We start from the raw sequence: 20,474 nt of genomic DNA, 5'->3' as shown, positions 1-20,474 counted from the left end.
CGGATAATTCATATTCCACTTGTCTTAAAATGAATTCCTCTTTGTTCATTATCCATCTATATCGATGATCACAGATCGCCATCTCCTCAGAAACCAAATCACATTACTTGTTTAACGATACGCCAATTTGGATTTTATCCTCTACCCTTTGGCCAAAAAATACGAGGGTGAGAGGTAACTCATTTCCGATCTCGATTACGCTCCATTTTCACTTCACGGTTATCCACAGACAGGTTATTCACAAACCAAGAATACTTTTACACACAATTTGGCATCATTTGACGGATAACCTGTGTATAAAACATTTTTGGTTTTTGGGTCTTTCTGTCGAAAATTAAACAGTTTATAAACAATATATTGTGTTGTGACTAAAAATTATACACAAGTTATTGAATTTGTGGATAAAATCACGCGATACGTTGAAATGCGGGGTTTCTTTTGCTATGATTGTATTACTTTTGGATGTGAATATGTGATCTGACCCATAATATTATCAACAGCCTGTGGATAAAGTTGTGAACAATTTTCCGTTGTTCATACTTTTTTTGTTTTCGACCTGCGGGGGTTTGGGGATAAATTCAACAATATATCTCGTATTTCGACACTGCATCATGGCTTAAGCCACACTTGGAACATGTAAAAGGAGTGACAGTCTGTGGACAGCCATACTTCTGATTTATGGCAGCAAATTTTATCAATCATACAAAACAAACTCAGCAAACCCAGCTTTGACACCTGGTTCAAAGCAACCAAAGCCACCAAGCTAAATGACCGTTCAATCGTCATTTCCGCACCAACCACGTTTGCCGTCGAATGGCTGGAGAGCCGTTACACCAAATTGGTTGGCTCGACGGTATACGAGCTGCTTGGCAAGCAAGTCGATGTGAAATTTGTCATCGAAGAGAACAAGCCTGCTGAACCGGACCCGCAATTGCCGGCGCCAACGCCTACAGTTGTACAGGAAGAAGCGGTACTCAGCATGCTGAATCCGAAATATACGTTCGATACATTTGTCATCGGGCCGGGCAACCGTTTTGCCCATGCCGCATCGCTGGCGGTCGCTGAAGCGCCCGCCAAAGCTTACAATCCTCTCTTCCTGTATGGAGGAGTAGGACTCGGTAAAACACACTTGATGCATGCGATCGGACATTATGTTCTGGAGCATGATCCGGGCAGCAAAGTCGTTTATTTGTCGTCTGAGAAATTCACGAACGAATTCATTAACTCGATCCGTGACAACCGCGGGGAGAGCTTCCGTAACAAATACCGGAGCGTCGACATTTTGCTCATTGATGATATTCAGTTCTTGGCGGGAAAAGAATCAACACAAGAGGAATTTTTCCATACGTTTAATGCGCTGCATGAGGAACGGAAGCAGATCATCATCTCCAGCGACAGACCACCGAAGGAAATTCCGACACTGGAAGAACGACTTCGTTCTCGCTTTGAATGGGGGTTAATCACGGATATCCAGCCTCCAGATTTGGAGACAAGGATCGCAATTTTGCGTAAAAAGGCACGTGCGGAAAACTTGGATATTCCGAATGAAGCGATGATGTACATTGCCAACCAGATTGACACCAACATCCGTGAACTGGAAGGCGCCCTGATTCGGGTCGTTGCTTATTCTTCACTGACTAATCAAGATGTAACCACTCATCTGGCAGCTGAAGCACTGAAGGATATTATTCCTTCCAGTCGTCCCAAAATGATCACTATTCATGACATCCAACAAAAGGTCGGCGAGTATTATAGCCTTAAGCTTGAAGATTTCAAAGCACGGAAACGGACCAAGGCAGTTGCTTTCCCAAGACAGATTGCCATGTATCTCTCTCGTGAACTGACAGACTTTTCTCTGCCCAAAATTGGGGAAGCATTCGGAGGACGAGATCATACCACTGTCATACATGCTCACGAAAAAATCTCCCAAGCGATTAAAAACGATCAGGATCTCTATAAAGTTATCAACAACTTAACCGAAAAAATTAAGAATCCAACCTGAACAAGTCCCAAGCCTATGCACAACGTATACACATGTGGATAGGCTTGGGTGTACGGGTTTATACCCACTTATCCACATATTCAGTGCCCCTATTACTATTATTACTAAAAAGATCTTAAAGATATCATCTCCAAAATAGCCATTTCGGAGCTTAGCCTTCGGCCTTTGAAAAACACCTTTTAACACCCCAACACCCAAAAAATCAGCTAGGAGTGAAACCATGAAAATCAGCATAATGAAAAACTACTTAAACGATTCCATACAGCAAGTATCCAAAGCGATCTCGAGCCGTACGACGATTCCGATTCTGAGCGGTATCAAATTCGACGTGAATCATCAAGGTGTAACGTTGACAGCAAGTGACACCGATATATCCATTCAATCCTTCATCCCGCTTGAAGATGGAGATAAAAGCGTAGTTCAGGTAGATCAACCCGGCAGTGTAGTTTTGCCAGCCAAGTTTTTTGTGGAGATCATCAAGAAGCTGCCATCACAGGAAGTACACATGGAAGTCAAAGAGAACTTCAACACCTTTATCTCTGCAGGTGCTACCGAAATTCAACTGGTAGGTCTTGATCCGGAAGAATTCCCGGTACTGCCAAGCATCGAAGAAAACCAAACGGTCTCCATTCCAGGAGATTTGCTGAAAAATATGATTAAACAAACGGTCTTCTCCATTTCCACACATGAGACTACTCCAATCCTGACAGGTGTACTCTGGAGTTTGGGTGACAACGAATTGAAATTTGTGGCAACAGACCGTCACCGTCTTGCTACTCGATCAGCAATGCTGGATAATGCAGAAGGTATCCGCTTCAACAACGTGGTTATTTCCGGTAAAACGCTGAACGAACTCAGCAAAATTGTTCCGGATCAAAATACCCTTGTGGATATCGTTGTTGCAGATAACCAGGTCCTGTTCAAAATCGACCGTGTATTGTTCTACTCTCGTATTTTGGACGGAACATATCCCGATACTTCTAGAATTATTCCAACGTCATACAAAACAGAACTTGTTTTAGATACAAAAAAATTAAGTGAATCCATTGACCGGGCTTATTTGCTGTCGCGTGAAGAGAAAACAAACATCGTGCGTATGCAAACGATGGATTCAGGATCCGTTGAAATTTCTTCAAGTTCTTCCGAGCTAGGTAAAGTAAGAGAAGAAATCGAACCTGCCGAGTTTACAGGAGATCCGTTAAAAATCTCGTTCAACTCCAAATACATGCTGGATGTGCTGAAAGTTGTTGAAAGTGAGCAGCTGATGATCGCTTTTACAGGAGTCATGAGTCCAATTATCTTGAAACCGCTGGATGACAGTCACAGCCTTTACGTGATATTGCCATATCGGACGACCAACTAACGAAAGGAAGATCACAGTGAACCAAGTTACGATTCGAACGGAATATATCAAGCTTGATCAATTTTTGAAACTGGCTGATTGCATCCCAACTGGAGGTATGGCCAAAGCTTTGCTTCAGGAAGGTCTTGTACGTGTGAATAAAGAGCCTGAGGAACGCCGGGGACGTAAGTTATACCCTGGGGATATCGTTGAAGTGGACGGAGAAGGCACATTCGAAGTTGCTGCAGAATAAGAAGACCAGTTCGATCCTGCTGCCTCCTGACGGACGGGATAAAAGGGAGGTTACCGCGTGTTTGTGAACAGCATTGATCTGCAGAATTTCCGCAATTATGAACATCTCAGACTGGACTCTTTTGGTCCCGTAAACTTGTTGATCGGGCAAAATGCCCAAGGCAAGACCAATCTTGCAGAGGCGATTTTTGTACTCGCACTCACCAAGAGCCATCGTACATCCCGTGACAAGGAGTTAATCCGTTTCGGTGAGGAACGTGCCAGACTTGCAGCAGAGGTCGACAAAAAGTACGGATCGGTCAAGCTTGAACTATCTTTGTCGCAACAAGGCAAAAAAGCAAAAATTAACGGCTTGGAGCAGCGCAAGTTAAGTGATTTTGTCGGAGCGCTCAATGTTGTGATGTTTGCACCGGAGGATCTGGAGATTGTAAAAGGCACACCGGGGGTCCGCCGCCGGTTTCTTGACATGGAGATCGGGCAGGTAGCACCTGGCTACCTGTATCACCTACAGCAATACCAAAAAGTGCTCGTCCAACGAAACAATTTGCTTAAGCAGTTATGGGGACAAGGGGCATCAGCCCAGACCATGCTTGAGGTGTGGAACGAACAACTGGTTGAGCATGGTGTTAAAATCGTCAAAAAAAGGAAACAATTCATAAAGAAACTGCAAAAGTGGGCAGAAACGATTCATCAGGGGATCACCGGAGGCGGAGAAGTCTTGCGGCTGGCCTACCTTCCTTCCTTCAGCGAAGCCGCTGAGGAAGATGAAGCTGTCTTAATGGACCAATTTATGATAAAATTATCACAAATGAAAGAGCAGGAGATTCGCCGAGGCACAACCCTTAGTGGGCCGCATCGGGATGACCTGTCCTTTTTCATTAACGATCGGGAAGTACAAACATATGGCTCGCAGGGGCAGCAGCGCACAACAGCGTTGTCCCTTAAACTTGCGGAAATTGAACTGATTCATGAAGAAATCGGAGAATATCCAGTTCTGTTGCTGGATGATGTTCTGTCCGAGCTGGATCCTTTTCGCCAGACGCAGCTGATCGAAACGTTCCAGAGCAAGGTGCAAACCTTTATTACGGCTACGGGGATCGAGAGCCTGAACGTTGACAAGCTCAAAGATGCCAGTATTTATCACGTTCATGCCGGACAGGTTGAACGCTAAGGAGTGAGGGGCTTATGTACATTCATCTGGGCGGTGAGAAGATCATCCGTTCTTCCGAATTGGTCGCTATTTTTGATATATCGATTGAAAAATCCTCAAAGATCTCCAAGCAGTATGTCACGCATGCCGAGCAGGAAAAGACAGTGGAACACATCGGTGAAGAGGAAGCGAAGTCCATTGTGGTGACCAAAAACATTGTGTACTACTCGCCTATTTCCTCAGCCACGCTGAAGAAGCGGGCTCACATTTTTCCTGATCTCTAGCGTTTGTGTCACATAAGGTATGTCTTTTTCTGCTTGTTTTTATGTGGACATCTGGCTGAAATGAAGGACGTTGCCTATTTCAGCAAACATTATTAGTTAACGCATATTTACGATATTGAATCTATAGAAGTAGGTGAAAGGCATGTCTATGAATCAACCGTCATATGATGCGAATGAAATTCAGGTCCTTGAAGGATTGGAAGCCGTACGGAAGCGTCCGGGGATGTATATCGGTTCCACCAGTTCCAAGGGCCTGCATCATCTGGTCTGGGAAGTAGTGGACAACAGTATTGACGAAGCGCTTGCAGGTTACTGTGACCACATTGAGGTCAGTATCCATGAAGACAATAGCGTGACTGTAGTCGATAACGGACGGGGTATTCCTGTCGGCGAACATACCAAAATGAAACGTCCTGCACTTGAGGTAGTTATGACTGTCCTCCATGCAGGGGGGAAATTTGGCGGCGGCGGATATAAAGTATCCGGTGGTTTGCATGGTGTTGGTGTGTCCGTTGTGAATGCACTCTCTGAAAAAGTGGTTGTAACGGTTAAACGTGAGGGACATATCTATCAACAGGAATATCGCCGTGGAGCTCCACAGTACGACCTGAAAGTGATCGGTACAACCGACGAAACAGGAACAACGGTTAGATTCCATCCGGACCCTGAAATTTTCACGGAAACAAGAGTTTATGAATATGACATCTTGCTGGCCCGTATTCGTGAGCTGGCGTTCCTGAACAAGGGTATTGGTCTTACACTGACGGATGAGCGTACAGGTGCAACCAACTCATTCCTGTATGAAGGCGGCATTATCGAATACGTCTCCTTCCTCAACCAGAAGCGCGAAGTACTGCATGAGAATCCAATTTACGTTGAAGGTTCCAGAGATAACATCCAGGTGGAAGTTGCCCTGCAATACAATGACAACTACACCGAGAATATCTATTCCTTCGCGAACAATATCAACACGCATGAGGGCGGAACGCATGAATCAGGTTTCAAGAGTGCCCTTACGCGGATTATCAATGATTACGCCCGTAAGGCGGGGGTAATCAAGGACAGCACGGGGAACCTTTCCGGGGATGACGTGCGTGAAGGCTTGACAGCTATTATTTCGGTCAAGATTCCGGAGCCGCAATTTGAAGGACAGACCAAGACCAAGCTGGGCAACAGCGAAGTGCGTGGGATTGTCGAATCCTTGTTTGCCGAGAAGCTGCAGGAGTTCCTGGAAGAGAACCCTTCCGTATCCCGTCGCATTTTGGAAAAAGGACTGCAAGCAGCACGTGCGCGTGAAGCTGCCCGTAAAGCCCGTGAACTGACACGTCGTAAAGGTGCACTTGAAGTAAGCTCACTTCCAGGTAAACTGGCAGACTGTTCATCCAAGGATGCTTCAATCAGCGAATTGTACATCGTCGAAGGTGACTCTGCAGGCGGATCAGCGAAGCAAGGTCGGGATCGTCATTTCCAAGCGATTTTGCCGCTGCGTGGTAAGATTCTAAACGTGGAAAAAGCTCGTCTCGACCGCATCTTGGGTAATGCGGAGATTAGAGCAATTATTACGGCAATGGGTACAGGTATTGGTGATGACTTCGATATTGCCAAAGCGCGCTATCACAAAATTATTTTGATGACCGATGCCGACGTCGATGGTGCTCATATCCGTACACTATTGCTGACATTCCTGTATCGGTACATGCGTAAAATCATTGAGGCAGGTTATGTGTATATTGCACAACCGCCATTGTTCAAGATTGAGCGTAACAAAGTAATTCGTTATGCCGGTTCCGAGAAAGAGCGCGATGAAATTATTGCAACGCTCGGGGAAAATGCGAAATTCAACGTTCAGCGTTACAAAGGTCTTGGCGAGATGAATGCCGGACAATTGTGGGAAACGACGATGGATCCGGAGAGCCGGACCATGATGCAAGTATCGATTAATGATGCCATCCTTGCTGATACCATGTTTGACACCCTGATGGGGGATAATGTTGAACCGCGTCGTGACTTTATCCAGGAAAATGCGAAATACGTGAAAAACCTCGACATTTAACACATTCGAAGAGGCGCCTGAGAGGGCGCCTTTTTTTATATTAGAGAAGGTATGGAACAGGGAAGGCGTAACTTAGACTTCCGTACCCTTTGTTATCTACGTACACGTTTTTTGGCAGACGAGGCCTGTGCTTTGGGGGATGGACGGGAGCTCTTACTCTTTTTGGAGGGCAAACGACCGTACGCAATCGCATAACGTTTGATCTTCCGGTAAGCCTCCTTGTCTGGTAATAAGCCAAAAGCATAAATGCCTGGCAGTGTGTTGACTTCAAGAATCCAGGGACGCCCTGCTTCGTCTAGCGCAATATCAATACCAATCTCTTTGAGTCTTGGAAATGATGTTTGCAATTGTACAGCGGTATGAATACCTAAGCGGTACAGCTCATTACGGAGTTTCTTGAAGCCATCCTGTTGAAGATGGGGGAGTACGAGTTCTTCAAACGTGGCCAATCGCCCACCACCATGAATGTTGGTGATGATTTTGCCCGGCGCAGCAACACGTCCCAGAATACCTGTTGTTTCCCAGTTGTGTTGCAGATTTTTCTGAGTTAACACACGCAAGTCAAAAGGCAAATCTTCATGCTTCATCAGCGATATTCCCTGTTGAATGATATATTCACGTTCCTGAATGCGATCATTCAGTGCTCGTTCGAGTTCGTCCAGGGAATGAAATGATCTCTCCTCTGTACCGTATTGGAGTTGATATGTTGTTGTGAGATAGGTAGCTTTGGAGGTAACAGCACTTGCTTCGGGTTCATCAGGCAGGTTCCGATCATTGGTTTCTTCCGAAACCTCTGTATCTGTGGTGGAATCTTCGGAATTAACGACAGGTTCGTATAAACGGGTTGTTTTCACCCGCATAACGCCATTACCGTAAGTACCACGGTCCGGTTTGATATAGTTGGACTCAAACAATTCAGTCATTCGTTCCAGAGTTTGACGGCTATATTTTCGGGTCACTGGGATATATTCATTCACAATGCGACTGCGTTGTAATACAGCTGTTTTGGCCCATTTGCTGGAGACGCGTTGGATACCCAAGATTCATCAGTCCTTTCATGTTTTGCTCAGTTCTAAAGAGGGACAGACACGGAGAAATCAAAGGACAAGAGACGATTTCAGTGGTATAATAGAGAAATATGGCGTTTTGTGCGATGAGCTGCACAATTTGCAGTTTGATCGTAGGACGGGAATGGCTTTAGCCTCGGTAGGCACAGTACATATGCCGTTTTTCTAGCATTGTATGTGCAATTGGGGAGGAAGGCAGGGCGTATCCCTAGACACGCAGAAGTTCCCGGAAGAAAGGCTATTGCCCAGCGGACGTTTAATTGTGTAACTTTTGTGAAAGTAATATAATAAAGAGTAGCGTTCTTGCGCGGTTTTAGCCTTGTTAGGCTTTTCACATATAATCAACTTTTTTTGCATGACGGAATGGAACGTTTGTTGAAGGACAAGAAGGAGGTCCAGCATGGCGGAAGAAATGAACTCTCAGATTACAGATCGGGATATAGGCGTCGAGATGCGTGAATCGTTTATGGATTATGCGATGAGCATCATCGTTAGCCGTGCCTTACCTGACGTGCGTGATGGATTGAAGCCGGTTCACCGGCGTATTCTGTACGCGATGTCAGAGCTCGGCATGACACCCGATAAACCACATAAAAAATCAGCCAGAATCGTCGGCGAAGTTATCGGTAAGTATCACCCACACGGTGACTCTGCTGTTTACGAGACGATGGTACGGATGGCACAGGATTTCTCCCTGCGTTATATGCATGTAGATGGACATGGTAACTTTGGATCGGTCGATGGTGATATGGCAGCAGCCATGCGTTATACCGAAGCACGTTTGTCCAAGATTGCTATGGAAATGCTCAGAGATATTAACAAGGATACGATTGATTTTCAGCCGAACTATGACGGTGAAGAACATGAGCCAATCGTTCTGCCTGCTCGTTTTCCTAACTTGCTTGTCAATGGGGTCGGCGGGATCGCGGTAGGTATGGCTACCAATATTCCTCCTCATAACCTGGGCGAGGTCATTGATGGTGTACAGGCCATGATTCAAAACCCGGACATTACATCCATGGAACTCATGGATTACATTCAAGGACCAGACTTCCCTACATCCGGCTATATTTTGGGCCGCTCAGGCATTCGCCAGGCGTATCAGACCGGACGTGGTTCAGTAACGATGCGGGCCAAAACCAACATCGAAGAGAACAACAACAAGGCGCGAATTATCGTTACGGAGCTGCCTTATCAGGTAAACAAGGCGAGACTCGTTGAGAAAATCGCCGAGTTGGTACGTGATAAAAAGATTGATGGTATTACTGACCTTCGTGATGAGTCTGACCGTAATGGTATGCGGGTTGTCATTGAGCTTCGCAGAGACGTGAATCCGGGGGTTGTCCTGAACAACCTGTACAAACATACATCGATGCAATCCACTTTCGGGATTAACATGCTTGCGATTGTTAATAAAGAACCTAAAATTCTGAACTTGCGTGAAGTGTTGTATCACTACCTGCAGCATCAGATTGAGGTTATTCGCAGACGTACGCAGTTTGAACTGAAAAAGGCTGAAGCTCGTGCACACATTCTAGAAGGCTTGCGCATTGCGCTGGATCATATCGACGAGATTATTACGTTGATTCGTTCATCCAGTAATGCGGATGCAGCAAGAGAAGGTTTGATTGAGCGCTTCTCACTCAGTCATGATCAGGCTCAAGCTATTCTCGATATGCGTTTGCAACGACTCACAGGTCTGGAACGCGAACGTATTGAAAATGAATATAACGAACTGATGGTCAAAATCAGAGAGTATCGCGAAATTCTGGCCAATGAGCATCTGGTACTTGAGATTATCAGTACGGAGCTGCAAGAGATCCGCGACCGCTTCAGCGATGATCGTCGTACAGAGATTACTGTAGGTGAAGAGAGTATTCTGGATGAGGACCTGATTCCACGTGAAGAGGTTATCATTACGATTACTCATACAGGCTACGTGAAACGTCTGCCGGTATCCACTTACCGCAGCCAGAAACGTGGTGGACGTGGGGTCGTGGGTATGGATACGAAAGATACCGACTTTGTCGAGCATCTGTTCGTGACCAACTCTCACAATTACCTCATGTTCTTCACTGACAAAGGTAAAGTGTACCGTCTCAAAGCGTACGAGATTCCAGAGCTTGGACGTACCGCACGGGGAACGCCGATTATCAACCTGATCCAGATTGAGCAGGGTGAATCAGTTAATGCCGTGATTCCGGTTCAGGAATTCGAAAGTGACAGATACCTGTTCTTTGCTACCCGCCAAGGGGTTGTGAAGAAAACACCACTTGAGGATTACACCAATATCCGCAAAGGCGGCTTGATCGGTATTTCCTTGCGTGATGATGACATTCTGATCGATGTTAAGCTGACCGATGGACAGCAAGAGATCATCATGGGTACAGCTCACGGAATGTCTATTCGATTCTCCGAAGGTAATGTACGTTCCATGGGACGTAGTGCCACCGGGGTTAAAGGGATCACATTGGATGAACAGGATGCCGTTATCGGCATGGATGTAGTTGATAAAGACCTTGATGTTCTAATCGTTACAGCCAAAGGTTACGGTAAACGTACACCTGTGAGTGACTATCGGATGCAGACTCGTGGCGGTAAAGGGATCAAGACTATTAATGTCACAGAGAAGAACGGCTCAGTAGTCAGCCTCAAAATGGTTAAAACCGAAGAGGATCTGATGATTATTACGTCTAGTGGTACGTTGATCCGGATGAGCATGGAAGGCATATCCACTATGGGTCGATACACGCAGGGTGTGAAACTGATTCATATTCGTGACGAGGACTCAGTAGCTACAGTCAGCCGAATTGATAAGAATGAAGAAGAACCAGACGATGAGTCGCTTGAAGGCTTGGAAGGCGAGGAGTCCCAAGCTCCGGTAGTAAGCTTGGAAGAAGGCACCGTTTCTGAAGTTGAGGTTAATGAAGTTGAGGGCGACGACGATTCCGGTTCGGAAGCATAAAAATAGAATGTTATAAAAACCGATCTCTTGGAGATTGGAAGAAGATTGCGAGGGCTCCCACGGGGAGCCCTTTTGTTGTATAAAGGAATCTCTTCGTGTATTCTTCCGAATCTGGGATGTACAGCCTGATTTCTGAGTAATATAATGGGAAATATCATGAAAAACCGGGACTATGGTCTTGTTTGTTATTAACATAGAAGAACGATGAGTGAGGGGAATACACATGGGATTAATCACCCTGTCAGAAGTCAAACCAGGACTCAAACTTGGGAGTGATGTGCAAACACTTCGCGGCAACGTTCTGCTCCAGAAGGGAAAAGTTATTTTACCCAAGGATATGGAAGTGCTCAGAGCCTTTATGATTCAACAGGTAGATATTGAACAAGAAAGAATGGCGTCGAGTAGTACAGCAACCAAAGGTGCCTCTGTGTCTGCAGGAAGTTCTGCCAATGACAAGAGTGGTGAACGGGCAGGGAAGACAGGGAACGTCACCACAGCTCCTGTAGTAACGTCTTTGCAGGATGAGTATGAGAAGATGGTCGGACTAACGAAAAATGCTTTCCTGTCCTCTCTGGCGGCTGAATTGCCGGTCTATGAGTTACGTACACAGTTGGAGGCTGTGTTTGCACATCTCAAACAATATAATGTGCTTACCTTCAGTCCACGAGTAATGCAAGAACATGATTATGTATATCACCATGCCGTACTGAGTGCGATCACATCGTATCAACTGGCCCAATGGATCGATCTGCCCTCCAAGGATTGGATGCAAGTTGCTTTTGCAGGCTTGTTCCATGATATTGGTAACAACAAGGTAGATCCGCAGATTCTCCATAAACCATCCACGTTGACGGCTACAGAGCAGGAAGAGATTCGCCAGCATACGAAATATGGTTATCAGATCCTTAAACAGGCAAAGGCCATTAACGAGGGAGCCAGACTTGCAGCTTTGCAGCATCATGAAAAAGTTGATGGATCAGGCTACCCGTTGCAGCTTAGTGGGACGCAGATTCATATTTATGCCAAGATTGTAGCTATTGCTGATATTTTCCACGCCATGACGCTGGAGAAGATCTACCGCAAGGCACAATCACCATACCTAGTCCTAGAACAGATCCAAAGTGAGGCATTTGGGAAATTGGATCCTGCAATTGTAAGAGTATTTGTTCAACGTTCGACCCAGATCCATAATGGCATCCGAGTAAAACTCAGCAATAACCAAATTGGAGAGATCGTATTCTCTGATCGAGATCATCCTACACGGCCTATGGTGTCAGTAGAAGGAACCATCATTAACCTGATGCAGCAACGGCAGCTTCACATCCAAGAGGTTATCGGATAACAATAGATATTAAAGTAACTTGAAGAGAGGGCCTTTCTTTTATAGAGAGGCTTTTTACGTGAGATAAATGTGGGAATGTAGAAAAACCAGAAATATTATAGAAAGATATATAATTACTTAAAAAAAGACTTGCATTCAGTATCTGTACATGGTATATTCTAATTCCGGCCAAGAAAACACGGTTTACACGGTGCGGCAAGCAAATGAAATAAGCTTCGAAAGAAACTTAAAAAAAGAGCTTGCAAAGTTGGTTCGGATGTGGTAAGATATAAAAGTTGCTGAAGAGAACGACATTCTGTAACGGAACAAGTTTGATCTTTGAAAACTGAACAACGAGTGAGTAAACATTCTGCTTGCAGAATGAACGCGAAAGTTTGAAACAAGCCTTGGCTTGAATCGGCTGGAGCACAAATGAGATTTTTAATCTCGTCAGATTCAAAATGAGCTTATCGCTCTTTTCAATACTTTATTGGAGAGTTTGATCCTGGCTCAGGACGAACGCTGGCGGCATGCCTAATACATGCAAGTCGAGCGGAGTTGATAGGAAGCTTGCTTCCTTGATACTTAGCGGCGGACGGGTGAGTAACACGTAGGCAACCTGCCCTCAAGTTTGGGACAACTACCGGAAACGGTAGCTAATACCGAATAATTGTTTTCTTCGCCTGAAGGGAACTGGAAAGACGGAGCAATCTGTCACTTGGGGATGGGCCTGCGGCGCATTAGCTAGTTGGTGGGGTAACGGCTCACCAAGGCGACGATGCGTAGCCGACCTGAGAGGGTGATCGGCCACACTGGGACTGAGACACGGCCCAGACTCCTACGGGAGGCAGCAGTAGGGAATCTTCCGCAATGGGCGAAAGCCTGACGGAGCAATGCCGCGTGAGTGATGAAGGTTTTCGGATCGTAAAGCTCTGTTGCCAGGGAAGAACGCTTGGGAGAGTAACTGCTCTCAAGGTGACGGTACCTGAGAAGAAAGCCCCGGCTAACTACGTGCCAGCAGCCGCGGTAATACGTAGGGGGCAAGCGTTGTCCGGAATTATTGGGCGTAAAGCGCGCGCAGGCGGTCATTTAAGTCTGGTGTTTAATCCCGGGGCTCAACCCCGGATCGCACTGGAAACTGGGTGACTTGAGTGCAGAAGAGGAGAGTGGAATTCCACGTGTAGCGGTGAAATGCGTAGATATGTGGAGGAACACCAGTGGCGAAGGCGACTCTCTGGGCTGTAACTGACGCTGAGGCGCGAAAGCGTGGGGAGCAAACAGGATTAGATACCCTGGTAGTCCACGCCGTAAACGATGAGTGCTAGGTGTTAGGGGTTTCGATACCCTTGGTGCCGAAGTTAACACATTAAGCACTCCGCCTGGGGAGTACGGTCGCAAGACTGAAACTCAAAGGAATTGACGGGGACCCGCACAAGCAGTGGAGTATGTGGTTTAATTCGAAGCAACGCGAAGAACCTTACCAGGTCTTGACATCCCTCTGATCGATGCAGAGATGTATCTTTCCTTCGGGACAGAGGAGACAGGTGGTGCATGGTTGTCGTCAGCTCGTGTCGTGAGATGTTGGGTTAAGTCCCGCAACGAGCGCAACCCTTATATTTAGTTGCCAGCATTTCGGATGGGCACTCTAGATAGACTGCCGGTGACAAACCGGAGGAAGGTGGGGATGACGTCAAATCATCATGCCCCTTATGACCTGGGCTACACACGTACTACAATGGCCGGTACAACGGGCTGCGAAATCGCGAGATGGAGCCAATCCCAACAAAGCCGGTCTCAGTTCGGATTGCAGGCTGCAACTCGCCTGCATGAAGTCGGAATTGCTAGTAATCGCGGATCAGCATGCCGCGGTGAATACGTTCCCGGGTCTTGTACACACCGCCCGTCACACCACGAGAGTTTATAACACCCGAAGTCGGTGGGGTAACCGCAAGGAGCCAGCCGCCGAAGGTGGGATAGATGATTGGGGTGAAGTCGTAACAAGGTAGCCGTATCGGAAGGTGCGGCTGGATCACCTCCTTTCTATGGAGAATCGTTTCCTGCAACGGAAACATTCAAATATGTAGCTAAGCTACAAAACACTCACTCGTTGTTCGGTTTTGAGAGCTCAAACTCTCAAACAGCTTGCTTTTGCATGGAGCTTGTTCTTTGAAAACTAGATATCGAAACGAAACAAACGCGAATTAGAACATTCCTTTTTAGCTGAACTTGTGTTAAACAAGTTTAATAAATTGGTACTTAATTGCTTTTGCGATGGTATTGGGTGGGAGCGACTTTTGGCTTTGCGCAAGCAAAACAAGGGAAGCGAGCAGTCGAAACCGGAGCACGAGGTTAAGCTACTAAGAGCACACGGAGGATGCCTAGGCGCTAGGAGCCGATGAAGGACGTGGCGAACAACGAAACTGCCTCGGGGAGCTGTAAGCAAGCTTTGATCCGGGGGTGTCCGAATGGGGAAACCCAGCTGGGGTAATTTCCAGTTACTCATAACTGAATACATAGGTTATGTAGAGGCATACCAGGGGAACTGAAACATCTAAGTACCCTGAGGAAGAGAAAACAATAGTGATTCCGTCAGTAGCGGCGAGCGAACGCGGAGAAGCCCAAACCAGAGAGCTTGCTCTTTGGGGTTGTGGGACGTCTCACATGGAGTTACAAAGGAACCGGTTAAGCGAAGAGGTCTGGAAAGGCCCGCCAAAGAAGGTAAAAGCCCTGTAGTTGAAAGTCTGTTCCCTCCGAGACGGATCCCGAGTAGTGCGGGGCACGTGAAACCCCGTATGAATCCGGCAGGACCATCTGCCAAGGCTAAATACTTCCTAGCGACCGATAGTGAAGCAGTACCGTGAGGGAAAGGTGAAAAGCACCCCGGAAGGGGAGTGAAATAGAACCTGAAACCGTGTGCTTACAAAAAGTCAGAGCCCGTTTTAGGGGTGATGGCGTGCCTTTTGTAGAATGAACCGGCGAGTTACGTTCCCGTGCAAGGTTAAGGTGAAGAGCCGGAGCCGCAGCGAAAGCGAGTCTGAATAGGGCGACATAGTACGTGGACGTAGACCCGAAACCGGGTGATCTACCCCTGTCCAGGGTGAAGGTGCGGTAACACGCACTGGAGGCCCGAACCCACGCATGTTGAAAAATGCGGGGATGAGGTGGGGGTAGCGGAGAAATTCCAATCGAACTCGGAGATAGCTGGTTCTCCCCGAAATAGCTTTAGGGCTAGCCTCGGAAAACAGAGTCGTGGAGGTAGAGCACTGATTGGGTGCGGGGCCCGCAAGGGTTACCAAGCTCAGTCAAACTCCGAATGCCATAGACTTACTTCCGGGAGTCAGACAGTGAGTGCTAAGATCCATTGTCAAAAGGGAAACAGCCCAGACCATCAGCTAAGGTCCCCAAGTGTGTGTTAAGTGGGAAAGGATGTGGAGTTGCACAGACAACCAGGATGTTGGCTTAGAAGCAGCCACCATTGAAAGAGTGCGTAATAGCTCACTGGTCGAGTGACTCTGCGCCGAAAATGTAACGGGGCTAAACACACCACCGAAGCTATGGCTTGATGCTTTGCATCAGGGGTAGGGGAGCGTTGTATAAGGGTTGAAGGTGTACCGTAAGGAGCGCTGGACATTATACAAGTGAGAATGCCGGTATGAGTAACGAAAAGATCAGTGAGAATCTGATCCGCCGAAAGCCTAAGGGTTCCTGAGGAAGGCTCGTCCGCTCAGGGTAAGTCGGGACCTAAGGCGAGGCCGAAAGGCGTAGTCGAAGGACAACAGGTCGAAATTCCTGTACCACCGTAAGCCGTTATGAGCAATGGGGGGACGCAGTAGGGTAGTGACGCGGACTGATGGATGTCCGTCTAAGCAGTAAGGCTGATGTGTAGGCAAATCCGCACATTGTAAGGCTGAGCTGTGATGGGGAGCGAAAATTATAGTAGCGAAGGTCATGATCTCACACTGCCAAGAAAAGCCTCTAGCCAGGTGATGGTGCCCGTACCGCAAACCGACACAGGTAGGCGAGAAGAGTATTCTAAGGCGCGCGGAAGAACTCTCGTTAAGGAACTCGGCAAAATGACCCCGTAACTTCGGGAGAAGGGGTGCCCCGGTAGTGTGAATAGCACGAGGGGGCCGCAGTGAAAAGGCCCAAGCGACTGTTTAGCAAAAACACAGGTCTGTGCGAAGCCGTAAGGCGAAGTATACGGGCTGACGCCTGCCCGGTGCTGGAAGGTTAAGGGGAGTGGTTAGGAGCAATCCGAAGCTGTGAACCGAAGCCCCAGTAAACGGCGGCCGTAACTATAACGGTCCTAAGGTAGCGAAATTCCTTGTCAGGTAAATTCTGACCCGCACGAATGGCGTAACGACTTGGGCGCTGTCTCAACGAGAGATCCGGTGAAATTTTAATACCTGTGAAGATGCAGGTTACCCGCGACAAGACGGAAAGACCCCATGGAGCTTTACTGCAGCTTGATATTGAATTTGGGTACGATCTGTACAGGATAGGTGGGAGCCTTTGAAACGTGAGCGCCAGCTTGCGTGGAGGCAACGTTGGGATACCACCCTGATCGTATCTAGGTTCTAACCTGGTACCGTAATCCGGTGCGGGGACAGTGTCAGGTGGGCAGTTTGACTGGGGCGGTCGCCTCCTAAAGAGTAACGGAGGCGCCCAAAGGTTCCCTCAGAATGGTTGGAAATCATTCGAAGAGTGCAAAGGCATAAGGGAGCTTGACTGCGAGACCTACAAGTCGAGCAGGGACGAAAGTCGGGCTTAGTGATCCGGTGGTACCGCATGGAAGGGCCATCGCTCAACGGATAAAAGCTACCCTGGGGATAACAGGCTTATCTCCCCCAAGAGTCCACATCGACGGGGAGGTTTGGCACCTCGATGTCGGCTCATCGCATCCTGGGGCTGAAGTAGGTCCCAAGGGTTGGGCTGTTCGCCCATTAAAGCGGTACGCGAGCTGGGTTCAGAACGTCGTGAGACAGTTCGGTCCCTATCTGTCGTGGGCGTAGGAAATTTGAGAGGAGCTGTCCTTAGTACGAGAGGACCGGGATGGACGTACCGCTGGTGTACCAGTTGTTCCGCCAGGAGCACCGCTGGGTAGCTATGTACGGACGGGATAAACGCTGAAAGCATCTAAGCGTGAAGCCCCCCTCAAGATGAGATTTCCCAGTATGTAAGACCCCTTGAAGACGACGAGGTAGATAGGCTGGGGGTGGAAGTGCAGCAATGCATGGAGCTGACCAGTACTAATCGGTCGAGGGCTTATCCAATTAGCAAGTTCTAAATCGCATGTTTCGTTTCGAATCTAGTTTTCAGAGAACAACACTCTGAAATGTAAGCTACGCGTTTGGTGGCGATGGCGGAGGGGTTCCACACGTACCCATCCCGAACACGACCGTTAAGCCCTCTAGCGCCGATGGTACTTGGACCGCAGGGTCCTGGGAGAGTAGGACGCCGCCAAGCAAAGAACCACTGCCGATGTTATTCGGTGGTGGTTTTTATTTGTTTGTAAGGATTAGATACGATGAGCGGAAGCTCTGACATGATCGATATTGGAAGGTAACATTTTTGTTACGGATAACAGCGGCAAAACCAGTATAATAGGACTATGTTAAATATGCTAAAAGTACCTGACCACAGAGCTGGAATGTGCAGCTGTGAAAAGGAGGGTGTGTGTGTTAAGTTGGCGGAGACTTGGACTACAATCATTTCTGTTGCTTTGTTTGACCGTTGTTCTGGCAGGATGCGGTGAAGCATCAGGATCTGTATGGACTTCATATGAAGGTGCGGTGAACGAGAAGAGTTTTCCGGTGCCTAAAGTAGCGAATAAATCTGACCAGTCTGAAAATAATTCGGATATGGATTATGTTCGATATACGCTGTCTGGTATTAGTGAGAGTACTAGCTTGCCTGAGGTATATCTAGACGAGATTAAAAGCTGGGGTTGGACAGAGAGGCAAGCCAAGGGTACATTCAATGAATCCAGTACCTTGCGCGTATTTGCAAAGGAAGGACATACTGTGCATTTAGCGGTACATGATGGTTCCTTTACACTAATGGTTCCTAGAAATGATGCTACTCAAACGACAGTTAAATCATTGGCTGAAGATGATTGAGCTGGTTCAGCTATGGTTCGGTATGATTAATTAACGCTGTGATGTTCCTTATAATATAGTAAGCTCCCGTGTACATGATCGGGGGCTTTTTGTTATTTAGCCAAGTAGGTTTTAGTAATGGTGGGAGAACTTATCACGTATGGTGGATCAGAGGTCATACAGGTACAAAAGGAATGGAGTGGTTTCTTTTGTACACGTATAGGTGGTATGTGTGCTTGAAGTGTAGGGGAGTGTGGACCGCTAAAATAGAGGCATAGGATATAAGTTGTATAAAGCTATTGAGGTAATAAGTGGCTGATGGGAAGCAATTAGAAGGCATATAGAGCTGAGACCGAGCAAGAGATTGCTCAAAGGTGCAAGATCTACGAGATATCTGGGGTTATGAGGATTTGGAACGCCGGAGGAAAAGAGGAGAAGAATGGAGCCTAGAGTGGGGATAACTCATTTTACTATACCCATAATGTGGATAAGGGATAAGAAGGGGACGATAAATAAAGGTTATCCACAGTGGATAACCTTTATTTGAGCATGTGAGGCTGAGTCAACTGAACGATACAACAATCATGTTTTTGCACCAGATTATTCGAAAGGCTCAGCGATTATGTATTACAGGTAATTGAGGTACATTCAGTATTGCATAAACGAGGGAGTGTTATTGCAGATAGTATGAGACATCTTGTTCATTCAATTTGATGAGTCCATCTTTGCGCTCACGGGAGAGTACCATTACAACATACAAGCGAGGACCCAGCAACCACAAATGCCAGAAGATCAGCGAGAGGGTGAAGGACAATGGGGACCATATCAAACATACAGTAATGATACATAGTCCAATCCAGCTCATATTAAGGTGTACCCGGACAAACATACGGAAGCTGAAATGCTGATCAGGGATATAACCTAACCAGGGCATACGCATATTCCAGCGCCAGCGTTTGGCGTAAGAGGTACGGACCAGCAGTAATATCGTTCTGGCGATGACATAATGAATCCAGATGGTGATTGGACCTGCCAGTACAAAAAAGAAGAGGCCAGTCCAGGAGAATGCGAGCAGATTGAATAAGAGCATGATGACCGGCAGACACAGATAGCTGTAAATGACACTGCGGGCGATAGCCTTTTTTTTCAGAAGCCGGTATTGATAAAATGTTGCTTTATTCTCCGGTTCGGCGATCATACGATTATATATCCTCCTTCGGATTCACGTTTGTGTGGGGTAGGTATTCGTTTTTCTTACACGAGTAAAAGGGATTGAATCATGTATGTATATATGAACCTTGTATCTCACGCCATGACGATTGTACAAGATATTGAGATTCGACGGAGCTTATCTCAGTATACTCCCGAATACACGGACTGTCAGGCTTTGATATCGTTATCATGTATTATATATCGGCTGGGATTCCATGTTTTTTTAAGGAAATTGAATATAAGTTTGAGTCAGGCCAAGGGATACGTGATTTAGAGGTAGATGCGATGAATGCAGGATAACTGTATATACATAAGCAGGTGAATGTTCTTGTAGGGAGAATGAATGTATTTTTCGGTACAGACACCCAAGAGGGGGTGGGCGAATATATATATTTTATAGAAAGAAAGCACTATGAAAATGTTTAAAATAATAGAAACTGTGCAATACTGATAGTAAACGTAAAACAAGGTGGGATGGTTCATGGAAGAACATGCCGAACACACATGTATTATCTGCGAGCAAAGAAAAAAAGAAGGCATTTTTATTGTATCTGAATTCATATGTGACAGTTGTGAAGCGGAAATGGTTCATACCGACGCGCAGGATGCCAAGTACAATTATTTTATTCATCAAATGAAGCAAATTTGGGTACAAAAAAACGCATAATGAATGTTGCTAATAGAAGTAGAAGCGAAACATCACATTGTAACGATGCTGATGTGTATAG

The 20,474-nt window shown here is 46.7% G+C and carries 12 protein-coding genes and 3 rRNA genes; 13 read left to right on the top strand and 2 right to left on the bottom strand.

Translation table 11 applies throughout. From position 1 onward, the window contains the following. The first annotated feature begins 655 nt into the window (after positions 1–655). The 6 genes from dnaA to gyrB all read left to right on the top strand — a co-directional run bounded on the left by dnaA (position 656) and on the right by gyrB (position 7,083). Complete coding sequence (gene dnaA, locus MKX68_RS11035) at positions 656–2,002, top strand: chromosomal replication initiator protein DnaA (RefSeq protein ID WP_036611990.1); 1,347 nt, start codon at positions 656–658, stop codon at positions 2,000–2,002. Between the two features lie 220 nt (positions 2,003–2,222). Continuing rightward, the gene (gene dnaN, locus MKX68_RS11030) at positions 2,223–3,365 is read left to right on the top strand and encodes a DNA polymerase III subunit beta (protein WP_017691408.1); all 1,143 of its coding nucleotides are present in this window, start codon (positions 2,223–2,225) and stop codon (positions 3,363–3,365) included. A gap of 16 nt (positions 3,366–3,381) precedes the next feature. Further along, complete coding sequence (yaaA, locus tag MKX68_RS11025) at positions 3,382–3,597, top strand: S4 domain-containing protein YaaA (protein ID WP_036611994.1); 216 nt, start codon at positions 3,382–3,384, stop codon at positions 3,595–3,597. A gap of 57 nt (positions 3,598–3,654) precedes the next feature. Beyond that, positions 3,655–4,767: a DNA replication/repair protein RecF gene (gene recF, locus MKX68_RS11020; RefSeq protein ID WP_076216624.1), complete on the top strand. Its 1,113-nt coding sequence runs from the start codon at positions 3,655–3,657 to the stop codon at positions 4,765–4,767. Between the two features lie 14 nt (positions 4,768–4,781). Continuing rightward, entirely contained in the window at positions 4,782–5,030 is a 249-nt protein-coding gene (gene remB, locus MKX68_RS11015; protein WP_017691405.1) for an extracellular matrix regulator RemB, read from the top strand. Positions 5,031–5,172: 142 nt separating this feature from the next. Further along, positions 5,173–7,083, top strand: coding sequence for a DNA topoisomerase (ATP-hydrolyzing) subunit B (gene gyrB, locus MKX68_RS11010; protein WP_076216622.1), 1,911 nt, complete (start codon positions 5,173–5,175; stop codon positions 7,081–7,083). Positions 7,084–7,175: 92 nt separating this feature from the next. On the opposite strand, the gene MKX68_RS11005 is transcribed toward gyrB, so the two are convergent. Next, positions 7,176–8,123, bottom strand: a complete 948-nt coding sequence (locus MKX68_RS11005) for a YheC/YheD family protein (protein ID WP_340911447.1) — start codon at positions 8,121–8,123, stop codon at positions 7,176–7,178. Between the two features lie 427 nt (positions 8,124–8,550). On the opposite strand from MKX68_RS11005, the gene gyrA reads away from it, so the two are divergent. From gyrA to MKX68_RS10975, 6 genes are all read left to right on the top strand, one after another. Beyond that, positions 8,551–11,115, top strand: a complete 2,565-nt coding sequence (gene gyrA, locus MKX68_RS11000; RefSeq protein ID WP_340911444.1) for a DNA gyrase subunit A — start codon at positions 8,551–8,553, stop codon at positions 11,113–11,115. A gap of 223 nt (positions 11,116–11,338) precedes the next feature. Continuing rightward, entirely contained in the window at positions 11,339–12,457 is a 1,119-nt protein-coding gene (locus MKX68_RS10995) for an HD-GYP domain-containing protein (RefSeq protein ID WP_133386411.1), read from the top strand. Positions 12,458–12,923: 466 nt separating this feature from the next. Then, positions 12,924–14,476 (top strand): 16S ribosomal RNA (locus tag MKX68_RS10990). Positions 14,477–14,783: 307 nt separating this feature from the next. Continuing rightward, a 23S ribosomal RNA gene (locus MKX68_RS10985) occupies positions 14,784–17,709 on the top strand. A 76-nt stretch (positions 17,710–17,785) separates the two neighbouring features. Next, positions 17,786–17,902, top strand: a 5S ribosomal RNA gene (rrf, locus tag MKX68_RS10980). Together the 16S, 23S and 5S rRNA genes form the textbook arrangement of a ribosomal RNA operon. 212 nt (positions 17,903–18,114) lie before the next feature. Beyond that, positions 18,115–18,555 (top strand): hypothetical protein, encoded by a 441-nt coding sequence (locus MKX68_RS10975; RefSeq protein ID WP_340911442.1) that lies wholly within the window; start codon positions 18,115–18,117, stop codon positions 18,553–18,555. Between the two features lie 652 nt (positions 18,556–19,207). Here the strand turns inward: MKX68_RS10975 and MKX68_RS10970 are convergent. Then, complete coding sequence (locus tag MKX68_RS10970; RefSeq protein WP_036606136.1) at positions 19,208–19,732, bottom strand: hypothetical protein; 525 nt, start codon at positions 19,730–19,732, stop codon at positions 19,208–19,210. Positions 19,733–20,227: 495 nt separating this feature from the next. Between MKX68_RS10970 and MKX68_RS10965 the strand changes: the two genes are divergently transcribed. Then, entirely contained in the window at positions 20,228–20,413 is a 186-nt protein-coding gene (locus tag MKX68_RS10965; RefSeq protein ID WP_338589691.1) for a sigma factor G inhibitor Gin, read from the top strand. The last annotated feature ends 61 nt before the right edge of the window (positions 20,414–20,474 follow it).

It is taken from the genome of Paenibacillus sp. FSL M8-0212, assembly GCF_038004645.1.
Classification (GTDB): Bacteria; Bacillota; Bacilli; order Paenibacillales; family Paenibacillaceae; genus Paenibacillus.
Note: the sequence above shows the minus strand (reverse complement) of the source record. Positions and strands in the feature narration are given on the sequence as shown.

Excerpts from the sequence above, each read along its gene's own strand:
- dnaN (WP_017691408.1), top strand. The coding sequence starts at position 2,223 with ATGAAAATCAGCATAATGAAAAACTACTTAAACGATTCCATACAGCAA.
- gyrB (WP_076216622.1), top strand. The coding sequence starts at position 5,173 with ATGTCTATGAATCAACCGTCATATGATGCGAATGAAATTCAGGTCCTT.
- MKX68_RS10995 (WP_133386411.1), top strand. The coding sequence starts at position 11,339 with ATGGGATTAATCACCCTGTCAGAAGTCAAACCAGGACTCAAACTTGGG.
- remB (WP_017691405.1), top strand. The coding sequence starts at position 4,782 with ATGTACATTCATCTGGGCGGTGAGAAGATCATCCGTTCTTCCGAATTG.
- gyrA (WP_340911444.1), top strand. The coding sequence starts at position 8,551 with ATGGCGGAAGAAATGAACTCTCAGATTACAGATCGGGATATAGGCGTC.
- MKX68_RS10965 (WP_338589691.1), top strand. The coding sequence starts at position 20,228 with ATGGAAGAACATGCCGAACACACATGTATTATCTGCGAGCAAAGAAAA.
- MKX68_RS10970 (WP_036606136.1), bottom strand. The coding sequence starts at position 19,732 with ATGATCGCCGAACCGGAGAATAAAGCAACATTTTATCAATACCGGCTT.